At 70.3% G+C, this 8,911-nt stretch carries 3 protein-coding genes; all 3 read left to right on the top strand.

All coding sequences use genetic code 11. The features are described from left to right. Window positions 1–108: 108 nt before the first annotated feature. A complete protein-coding gene (locus QN350_RS17955; protein WP_322138821.1) occupies window positions 109–978 on the top strand; it encodes a fused MFS/spermidine synthase in 870 nt (289 codons plus the stop codon). Between the two features lie 189 nt (window positions 979–1,167). Continuing rightward, window positions 1,168–8,214 carry a hypothetical protein gene (locus QN350_RS17950; protein ID WP_323517027.1) on the top strand — a complete coding sequence of 2,349 codons (7,047 nt, stop codon included), beginning with the start codon at window positions 1,168–1,170 and terminating at the stop codon, window positions 8,212–8,214. A 128-nt stretch (window positions 8,215–8,342) separates the two neighbouring features. Continuing rightward, the gene (locus tag QN350_RS17945) at window positions 8,343–8,903 is read left to right on the top strand and encodes a hypothetical protein (protein WP_323517025.1); all 561 of its coding nucleotides are present in this window, start codon (window positions 8,343–8,345) and stop codon (window positions 8,901–8,903) included. The last annotated feature ends 8 nt before the right edge of the window (window positions 8,904–8,911 follow it).

Below are 8,911 nucleotides of genomic sequence, written 5' to 3'. Positions count from 1 at the left end.
CCACCCACCTTCCGCGAGAGCGGAGATATGGCCCTTTCGGCGCCGCTGAAGGGGCCTAATTCGTACTCTCGCGGAGTAGCGACGGGGTGCGTGGGGGAGACTGGGGGGATGAGCAGGTCAGAAGTGCAGCATCCGTCGGTCACACTGAAACTGAGTGGGATGGTCGCGGAAATACAGCCGGACCGGTTCGTTCCGGGGAGCTTCGAGCTCATCGTCGACGGCACGCCACAGTCGCACGTGAACATCGACAACCCCGACGAGCTGTTCTTCGAGTACGTGCAGCGGATCGGGCATGTCATCGACCTGCTCGGCGACGTGGGCGAAGCGATCACGGCCGTGCACCTCGGCGCGGGCGCGCTCACGCTCCCCCGGTACGTCGAGGCGACGCGGCCCGGCTCACGGCAGCAGGTCGTCGAGATCGAGAGCGACCTGATCGACTTCGTGCGGGCCGAGCTGCCCTGGGACAAACGCGCGAACCTGCGGGTGCGGCACGGCGACGCCCGCGAGGTGCTCGCGAAGCTGCCGGCCGGGCTGCACGGTACGACCGACCTCGTCGTCGTCGACATCTTCTCGGGCGCGCGCACCCCCGCCCACGTGACAAGCCGCGAATTCTACGAGCTCGCCCGGCCGTTGCTGAGCCCGCGCGGGGTGCTCGTCGTGAACGTCGCCGACGGGCCGGGGCTCGCCTTCGCGCGCGCGCAGGCGGCGACGCTCTCCGCGGTGTTCCCGCACGTGATCGGCCTCGCCGAGACCCAGGTACTCAAGGGGCGCCGGTTCGGAAACATCGTGCTCGTCGCGACGCTCTCGCCGGTCGACCTGACCTGGGTGCCGCGGCTGCTCGCCGGCGGCCCGCACCCGGCCAAGGTCGTCGAGGGCGCGGAGCTGCGCCAGTTCATGGCGACCGCGCTCGTGACCACGGATGCGACGGCGACGCCGTCCCCGCTGCCCGGCCGCACGGTATTCCAGATCGGCAACTGAGCCGGAGCGGGACATGAACGTTTGGTGACGTTGCGGCCCCACGAAAGGGCCCCCGGCGACGAAGACAAATCGTTGCAATAAAAAACCCGATCGAGGCCGAAAATGCCACTAGGCTCCGAGACACTGTCGTGCACGGTAGCGCGCTGATCTCCGGGGGTCCAAGCGATGTCTGCTGTCGAGTTCGAACGTGTGTCCTTTTCCGAGCGGCTACGCCGCAGCGTGTCGCCGATGATGCTGCTGCGCACTGCGGGCGTTGCCGCCGCCTCCGTGGTGGCCGGCCCCCTCGTGCTGATGGTCTTCCTCCTGCTCGGTGGCACCTTCGTCGGCGGTCGGCTGGCCGAAACGGCCGACGGCGCACTCGTCTGGGCCACGATCGTCACCACGCTCATCACCGTCGTCAGTGCCGCGCTCCTGGTCTTCGGCATCGTCGCGGTCGGCGTCCTGCACCGCCGGGCCCACCTCCCCCAGGGTGTTCGCGCGAGCGCACCCCGGGTCGGCCGCTCCCTGCTCGTCGCGGCGCGCGCCTTTCCCCGGCTCGCGCTCGCCCTGCTGCTGACGGTCCTCGCCCTGGTGCTCGTCACGATCCTGGCGCTTCCCGCGAGCGCTGCGTCCCTGATCCTGGCCGGTGTCCTGTTCGTGCGGAACGCCCGCGTGCGCGAGCCGGAGGGGACGCGCTTCACCCGCGGCACCCGCATCGCCCTCGTAGCCGCCATCCCGTCCGTTCCGACGCTGGCCCTCCTCCTCCTCCTGCCCGCCCTGCTCGCGGCAACTCTCGACGCTCCCCGCTCCCTCCGAGCGCTTGTCCGCACCGCGATCGTCGGCCTGCGCAAGCGCCTAGTCCCCCTGCTTTTCTTCGTCGTCGTGGGCGCCGGAGTATCCGCCGCCCTCACCTGGGCCGGCACCGCTGCATCACGCGCGATCGACGGCGACGGCACCAGCGCCACCGGGCTGCTCGTGCTCGCGGCAATCCTCGCGGCGCTGCTCGCCCTCACCGGGATGGCACTCGCCGTCATCGTCGCGGCCGTGCCCGGCGCATCCGCCGCGACGGTCGCAGGCACGAGCGCACCGCGCCGCCCGTGGCAGCGCACCCTGCCCCTGACGGCCGCCGGCGGGCGGGTCGCCATGCTCGTGGTCGTCGCCCTCGTCGCCGGCGTCGTTCCGGCCGTCACCGTGGCGGCACCCGCCCAGGCGGCCAGCGTCACCCCGTCGTCGGCGGTCGCCCCCGCACTGATCGAACCCGTGCTCAGCATCGGATTCGACGGCTATGGCGCGACACCCGTCCTTTCGGCAGAGGTCACCGTCCCGGACGGCGACCCGCTGGGCACCGTGCAGTTCCTCGACGGCGCCGTCCCCCTCGGAGCCCGGGTCACCCTGGCCCTCGCGCCCGGCGACCCGCACGTCGCCCGCGCCTCCCTGAGCGGCATGGCTCCGCTCGATCCGGGCTCACATCCGCTCAGCTTCAGCTTCGAACCGGCCGGCACCGCCGTCGCCCCTGGCACCTCGAACGTGCACATCTGGTCGTTCCTCGCCGACACCGAGGTCACCATCAGCACGGATGCCGCCGCCGCGGTGAACGGACCGGCCACCGTGACCGTGACGGTCGCGCCGACCTACTCCACGTCGATGAAGCCGGACGGAACCGTCGACCTCACGATTGACGGGACCACCGAGACCCTCACGCTCGTGGACGGCTCGGCAGAGAAGCAGGTCACGCTCCTTCTCGATCCGTACATCACCGCCGACTACGCGGGATCCGCCCTGTTCAAGCCCAGCTCCGGCACCTACCAGGTCGGCGCGGTCATCGTCCCTGATCCGACCCAGATCGTCGCCACCGTCTACAACCCGCCGTTCACCCTCGGGACGGTGATCAACGCCTCCGCCGTCGTGACGGCGCCGAACGCCGACTACGGCACCGTGGTGAAGGGGACGATCCAGGTCTGGGCGGGCCAGACCCTGCTCACCGAGTCGTCCAAGCTGACCCAGACGCTCAGCATCCCCACGACCGCCCTCCACGCGGGAAGCACCGACCTGCGCTTCGCCTTCGTTCCGGCCACGGGATTCGAGGCCTCCGAGACCATCTCGACGATCACCATGGCCCCGGCACGCACGAGCGTCTCCGCCGGCCTGCAGCCGGCCTCCTCCCCGACCCTGGTGCCGCGCGGAAGCGCCCACGCGATGACCGTCGACGTCACCTCGGACCTGGACGGACCGCGCACGGTCGAGGTGCGCAACACCCGCACCTCCGCCCTCGTGGCCACCGGTACCGTCACCGTGACCGGCCAGCACGGCACCGGAAGCGTGCTTCTCACGGGACTCCTGCCGATCGGCAGCTACACGCTGGCGGCGACCGTGGTCGGCGACACCGACCACGCCCCGGCCACATCCGCAGGCCAGACCGTCTCGATCGGCGCCGGGCTCACGAGCACCACGCTCACCATCTCGGCCGGCGCCGCGACGGTCGACACGGTGGAGATCGGCACCCCCGTCACGCTCGTCGCCACGACGACGGCGGCCGCAGGCGAGACGACCCTGCCCGGCGCCGTGACCTTCACGCTGCCGGACCGTTCCTCCGCACGAGTGGCCCTCGCCGCCGACGGCACGGCCCGCTACACGTTCACTCCGACCCAGGCGAGCACCGTCGCCGTGCAGGCCTCCTACTTCGACACGACGTCTCAGTACGAGCCGTCGAACGCGACCGGTGCGCTGACGGTCGCGTTGGCAATCGCCTCGACCCCCGTCGCCGTCTGGACGGGCGACCTCACCCCGAGCGACCGCACCCTCACCCTCACCTATGCGGCGGCACCGAACCGCGCCGTGCCGACCGGCGGCATCCGCATCCTGGATGCCTCAGGCGGCATCCTCGCCACGGGCAACCTGGCAGACGGCTCGGTCACCCTGCGGCTGTCCGCACCCGGTGCGCACCCCGCGCTCCGCGCCGAATACACCGGCGACGGCCTCTATGCCACCCGCAGCGACGTGCTGCCGGTCTCCGAGCTGCAGAACTACACCCCTGTCCTCACCGTCGGAGCCCCCGCCTCTGCGCCGCTCGGCACCGCCTTCCCGGTCACGGTCGACCTGAGCGGCGTTCCGCTCGACCTCGTGACCCAGGTGAACCTCACGGCGACGGGCCCGGATGCGACGGTCAGCGACCTCGGCACGATCACCCTCGACCCGGCCGGCCACGGCACCGCGGCTCCCACCCTGCTCGTCGCCGGGGCCCACGGCATCCGTGCTGTGGTCACCTTCACCGCGGCGAGTGAACTGGCGCCTGCCGCTTCGGACCCCGCCGTCACGACCGTGCAGCCGGTTCCCGTCCCCCAGCTCACGGTCTCCCGGACCGACCCCGGCGCAGCGCTCGTCGCCGGCGGTTCCGTCGAGCTGACCGTCACCGCCGCCTGGCTCTCCTTTTCGTCGACGGGACTCGCCGCCGGCACACGAGCGGATCTTCTGGACGCCACCGGCACGGTGATCGGCACCACGCAACTGTTCCGCTCCACGGAGGGACTGAGCGGAACGGTGACCGTCGCCCACCTCCGCGGAGGCACCCTGGCCGTGCACGCCAGCGTCGAGTACGGGCCGTTGAGGGCCACAACGTCGAGCCCGGTCCTCAACCTCGCGGTCAGCGCGCCCACGACCGACCTGTCCCTGGCTGTTCAGCCGGTCACGGTCGGCGACAGCCTCACGGTCACGGTCACGGCGGAGCCGAGCAGCACCCTGACGGGGTCCTCCCGTTCGGTGCCCGCGACGGTCACCGTGCTGGGCACCGACTATCCCCTGAACCTGACCCGCAGCGGCGCCACCGGGTTCTTCCGCGGCACGGTCGCGGTCCCCACCCTGCACGCCGGATCCCTCGCCGTGGCAGCGTCCACACCGGGTGACGGTGTCGACACGAGTGCCGCGACGGCGGACCTGACCGCCACCGTGGACAAACGCGCCACGAGCGTCGCGGTGATCGTTCCGGACGGCGCGCGTGCGGGCGACGCCCTCGCGGTCTCCGCGCGGGTGCTGCAGGCCGGCTCCCAGACCAGCCCCGCGCCCACCGGCACGATCGTCCTCTCCGGTTCGCCGGACATCCGCTGTAGCGCGAACGGGACCGGCGGATGCACCCTGCCCGGGGCATCCGTGCGGATGGGCGAGAACACCCTGTACGCGCGCTACGACGGCGACGCCGACAACGAAGCGTCGAACAGTGCGACGACGTTCACCGCGTCAGCACGGGGCACGAACCTCGCGGTGACGTTCTCCCCGACCGTGGACGAGTGGGTGTACGGCGAGCCGATCACCGCCACCTGGACCACCACGACGACCGGTTCCGCCGCCGTCGGCCGGGTGTACTTCGACCTTCCCGGCGTCGGATGCAACGGGCCCGCGCTCGCGGGCAGCTGCACGCTCACCCCGGTGACGACCGCCCAGTTCGCCCCCGTCAGCACCGAGTACAGCGTCACCTTCATCTCGCGGGACGACGCCCCCGGCGCCGTTGTGAGCGGAACGGCCGACGCCAGGCTGTGTGCGTACCCGATCGTTTCCGGAACCGTCGACTACGGCAACTCCGTGCGCTGCGGCGACGACAAGCTCGGCGTCGTCACCGGCAGCGTGGTGAGCGCCACGGCATACGCGCACGCCGACTACGCCGTCGACAGCTGGACGATCGACGGCGTCCTTCAGGCGGTCAGAGTGGTCGGCGAGCTCGTTCGGCCGGTGACCGGTCAGACCCTCCGGTTCGTCGTGACCGGTTTCAATGAGGTCCGCTATACCGAGCACTACGCGCCGACCTGCTTCACCCTGAAACTGACTCCCACGGTGGACTGGGGCCTGCTCGACCCCTACGCGCAGGGCTGGGCACGCGCGATGACCCGGCCGAACTGCGCGAGTCCGTACGCGTCCACTCCCCAGGAGCTGGCCGACCAGAAGGCCGGCTCCCCCCGCTACGCGGCGGGCACCGTCGTGACCATGATGCTCGTCCCCGCCAATCTCCCCGGAGACTCCCGAGCCAGCGAGTTCGTTCTCGACACGCTCACCGGAGCCACCCGCACCGGCGACCTCTACGCCCAGGTCGTGATGGACGCCGATCGAGCGGTCGCCGCCACATTCCGCGTCAAGGCCTGCACGGTGGTCGACCTCCCCGTCACCGAGGGCGGCAGCGTCGCGGTGACAGCCGCCGATCGGCCTTCCACCAGCTGGGGCCTGAAGCCCTCGTCCGGAGCCTGCACCGTCGGCGGCGAGGCCGGATACGTTCCCGGAACGAAGATCACCGTCGTGGCCACCGCGAAGCCCACCGCAACGTTCGGTTCGTGGCTCGGCGGCTCGTCACGCGACAACACCCCGACGACGCTGCTGGCGGCTCCGACCGGACAGCTGCTCAAAAGCGGTGCCACCACCGCGACGACACAACTCACCGTGCCCTGGGCTGACAGGTTCCAGGTCGGAGCCCAGTTCAGCATGGTCAAGTGCGTGACGGTCACCGTCGTCTCGAAAGCGATCCGCGACTACTTCGCCGCGCGCACGGGCGAGCCCGCCGGCGCCTCGTGGGCACACGACGGCCCCCTCACGCAGTGCGGTGACGTCGCATCCACGACCACGACCAGCAACAGCGCACTCGGCGGCTACCACGTGGTCACCACCACGGACTCGATGGTCGCCACGGGACGCCTGCACCTGACCACGACGGAACCGGAATACGCCATCATGGGCTGGCGCGGCTACACCGGTAACACCGCCTCGGTGCGCTGGAGCAGCAGCACCCAGCAGGGTGTCGTCTGGAACGGCAACCAGGGGACTTCCGGGGGAACGGAGATCGATCTGGCGCGGGTCAACAGCGCCATCACGCTGACCGCCGGCTGGTACAACACGAGCTGCAAGCCACCCATCGTGAACCTTCCGCAGGGCGGCTCCTACATGATCGCTCCCCTGTCGGCCGACGAGAGCTATTGCGAACGCGCCGGCGAACTGCCCCGGGGCCAGGCCGGGTACCTGCTGCCCGCCGCCATCGCCGGGTCCCCCAACCTCGTCCCGATCACGAGCCTGGTGAACGCCTCGGGCCTGGACGAAATGGCGGAGTTCGGCACCTCCCAGGGCTTCTTCGAAGGTCGCGCCAAGGTCTATGGCGGCGGCAGCTATCGCCTCGAGTACTGCGCGCCCATCGGGCTGAACGTTCGGGTCATCGACGATTCGGGCCAGGCATCCGCCCTCGACCCGGAGACCGCCAAGAAGATCGTCGTCGACGACGGCGGATGCCCGCCTCTCTATTCGCGCCCCGGCCGCACCGTGACCACCGCCGTGACCGTTGCCGGGCAGTACACCTACTCGGTGGGGGGAAGCACCGACGGCACCGGCCCGACACGCGTGGTGGATGCCCAGGGCAACGTCTCCGGCCCGAACACCCTCGACCTGACGATCATCTGCTACACGATCTCCGGGAAGGACTTGTCGGCGACCACGCCCGGCAACTGCCCGGGAGGGGCCGGCAACCGGTACAAGCGCGGGACCACAGTGCAACTGCAGGCCGAGGACATCGAAGGCAACCGCTTCGACGGCTGGGACTACGCCGACGCGTCGAGGGACCAGACCGCGTGGGTGATCATGGACAGGGACCGCTACGTCGAGGCCAAGATACACCGCTACAGCACCCGCGAGAAGGTCGGCAACTGGTTCAGTTCGATCAGCCAACGCATGCTCGCCGCCGTGATCACCGTCGCGACGGGGGTGTCCCTCGCCCAGTTGATGGTCGCCAAGGTCGCCGCCGTCGGGCTGAAACTCGCGGCAGCCGGCCTCAGGGCCGCGGGAGCCGGTGGTGCGGTCGCCGACGCGATCGACAAGGCCGGAACGGTCATCCAGGCACAGGTCGACCTCGCGATGCTCGCGACGAAGTGCCTCAACGACTGGGCGAACGGCAAGGGCGAGATCCTCACCCTGCCGTCCTCGAACAGCGCGACACCCACGCTGGGCGCCGGCGCGGGGCTCGGCCCGAACGCGACGGCCGAGGACATCTTCAACGCCGCCAAGGCCGACCTCCAGACCCGGATCGCCGCGAAAACGGGGTACAGCGGCGCGGTGCCGATCGGGGCGGTGACGAGTGACGTGGGAACGTTCATGAATGTCGTCGGATCGTTCGGCGAGAACCTCAGCCTGTACGGCTCGGACGCAAAGACGAACTGGAGCAGCTACGAGGCGTCGATGAAGGCGTGCATGGCCGAGGGAGTCGACTCCTACGTCAAGGACACGTACACGGGGTACTAGCGGGGTGCGGCGAGCGGACCGGGGCCGGGCCGGAGAGTTCGCCGGCACACCCCCGTACGGGTGTCGCCGCGGCACGGTCGGGATATCCTGTTAGGGAACCCGATCGTCCGCGGCACACCCGGCCGCCCTTGCCTCTGGACTACACCCTGCCCATCATCATTGGTTACGACGCCGTCACTCTCCGTGAAAAAGTCGACCTGCTCGCCGCCGGGCAGCGCCTCGACGAACTCGGCGAGTTGCGCAGCCTGTCCGCGCTCAACGAGAAGATCGCACTGCTGCGCCTGATCGGACGCCTCGACGAGGCCTTCGACATGGCCAACGCCGCCCTGCGCCAGGCCCGGTTCACCGGATCCCGGGAGGAACTCGCGGCCAGCCGCATCCGCCGGGCCCAGGTGATGCAGTTCCAGGGCAAGCTCGATGACGCCGCGAGCGAGCTCACCCACTGCGTTCTCGAGGCCGAGACGCACGAGTGGAGTGCGGTTGCGGCGTTCGCCAGGGAGAACCGCGGCAAGGTCCTCTTCGAGCAGGGCGACCTCGAGGGGGCCCTCACCGACCTCACCGCCGCCGTGTTCCTGCGGGAGAAGGCCGGGGCATCCGTCGACCAGCTCGAAGGGTCTCTTGTCGCCGTCGCGGTCGTGGAATCCATCATCGCCGAGCGGGGCCAGGGCCTGTCTCTTATACACATCTGACGCTGCCG

Source organism: Cryobacterium sp. 10I5 (genome assembly GCF_035019865.1).
GTDB classification, from domain to species: Bacteria; Actinomycetota; Actinomycetes; order Actinomycetales; family Microbacteriaceae; genus Cryobacterium; species Cryobacterium breve_A.
The sequence above is the reverse complement of the archived record's forward strand: the minus strand, read 5'-3'. Positions and strand labels throughout refer to the sequence as shown.

Coding starts and splice junctions, on each gene's coding strand:
- QN350_RS17955 (WP_322138821.1), top strand. CDS start 109: ATGAGCAGGTCAGAAGTGCAGCATCCGTCGGTCACACTGAAACTGAGT.